Source organism: Bacillus sp. 05T31 (assembly GCF_056396725.1).
In genome coordinates, this window is record NZ_JBFTMA010000757.1 from 1 (window position 1) to 2,059 (window position 2,059).

Annotated in this window: 2 protein-coding genes; both read right to left on the bottom strand. The window is 37.8% G+C overall.

All coding sequences use genetic code 11. From position 1 onward, the window contains the following. Positions 1–124 precede the first annotated feature (124 nt). On the bottom strand, positions 125–1,693 hold the full coding sequence (locus tag AC1DJR_RS27850; protein WP_477004031.1) for an amidohydrolase: 1,569 nt from the start codon (positions 1,691–1,693) through the stop codon (positions 125–127). Between the two features lie 87 nt (positions 1,694–1,780). Continuing rightward, on the bottom strand, positions 1,781–2,059 hold a 279-nt coding region (locus AC1DJR_RS27855), incomplete at its 5' end, for a VOC family protein (RefSeq protein WP_477004032.1).

A 2,059-nucleotide genomic window follows, 5' to 3' on the forward strand; every position in this document is an offset into this window, starting at 1 on the left:
GGACAACAGTATATGAAATTATATCAACGATTTTACCCAAAATATCAATTTACCGACATCATCAACCTATCTAAAAAGAGGAAGCAGCACCAAAATGTATTTTCGGAGCCGCTCCCTCAAATTTTTAGACGTCTTTTCTATAAACAATCTTCCCATCAATGACGGTCATTTCTGCCTGTACTTCTTTTATTTCTTCCGCCTCAATTTCAAAAACATTGCGGTCTAATATCGTAAAGTCTGCCTCATATCCTTTTGCGATTTGTCCTCGCTTCGCTTCTTTTCCGATTGCATAGGCACTTCCTGTTGTAAATAAAGAGACAGCTTCATATACCGTTAATCTTTCTTCTGGCATATAGCATACACCATCAATAAAACTTCTACGTGTAACAGCACTATATATACCTAAAAACGGATTCACTTGTTCAATTGGAGCATCAGAGCCTCCATTACAGTGTAATCCTGCATCCAGTAACGTCTTCCAAGCATACGCATAACGAAGACGATGTTCTCCTAGTTTTTCAATAACTGATGGAAAATCCGATGAAACAAAGACYGGCTGAATATCAATAATAGCTGGCAAGTGTTKCATTCTTTCAATCAACTCTTCACGAGCTAGCTGRCAATGAATAATACGGTCACGTAATCCTTCTGCTGGTGGATGTAATTCAAGCGCATCAATGACATATTCAAGCGATAAATCACCAATTGTATGAATSGCAACTGGCATATGTAAATCTCGTGCTTTTTTCACTAAACCTGCAAGCTCTTCACGTGAGAAAATGGCAACTCCATTTGTTTCCTTCGCATCTTCATACGGTTCACTTAATAAAGCTGTTCTTCCGCCRAAAGARCCGTCAGAAAAAATTTTCATCGCACCAAATTCAATATAGTGCTCATTTTCATATTCTTTTCGTTCATTCGCTACTTCATGGTGAACGAGTAAATGCGCTTTAAACCGCATTTCTTTTATAACGTGTGAAAACGCATTGTACGTTTTTTGAAAGCCGCCATAATAATTTAAGTCTTCCGTATGTCCGCCAACTAATCCGTATTGCCAGCAGTCTGAAATCGCTGTTTGCAGAGCACTTTGCAAATACACTCCATCTATTTCRGGCTGAACATGTTTAATTAACTCTTGTCCTTGCTCATATAAAAGTCCTGTTAAWTTATTTRAYGMRTCACGRCCAATTTTYCCGCCCTTTGGATCTTGCGTCGCTTCTGTTATRTTCGCTTCTTGCAATATGTATGAATTCACCCATGTCACGTGACGACAAACGCGCTTTAATAAAATCGGATGTTCTTTAGAGATTTCATCTAAATCACGTACATGAACTTGTTTTGTATCTGTAAAATTATTTTCATTCCACCCTTCTCCGATAATCCAAGATCCTTCTGGCGCTTCTTCTACGCGCTTCTGAACAAGAGTAAGTACTTCGCTATAAGATTTGCAATTTGATAGATCTAGACGAAGCAACCTCTCCCCATGCCCAATAAGATGCATATGGCTATCAACGAGTCCTGGAATCATCGTTTTCCCTTTTAAGTCACATAACTTCACTTCTGAATATCGGTTTTCTAACTCTTCTTTATTCCCYAYATSAACAATGACGCCATYTTCRACGTAAAYRGCTTCTACTTTTTCATTCTCTTCTCGCATWGTGTAAATGGTGCCRCCATACCAAATTTCTCCCATATACTCGTCCCCCTTTTCCCTTTAGTCTACGAAATTAGAACGTATAAAAAAGCACCATTTCAATTAAAAATGGTGCTTTTCTAAAAATTAATTTTGTTCAGTAGTAGACGTTGTAATTTGCCATTCAATGCTAAATTTATCTTTTAGTTGTCCGTATGCTGGGCTCCAGAACGTTTCTTGAAGTGGCATAATAACTTCTCCACCTTCTTGTAACTTATCAAATACCTCTTTTGCTTTTTCTGCATTACTAATTCGAATTGCAATCGTTACTTGAGATCCAATCGCATGCCCTTTACCTGGGAATGTATCAGAAATCATAAGTTCCGTATTACCAATTTTTAAATGAGCATGTGCAACACGCTCTTT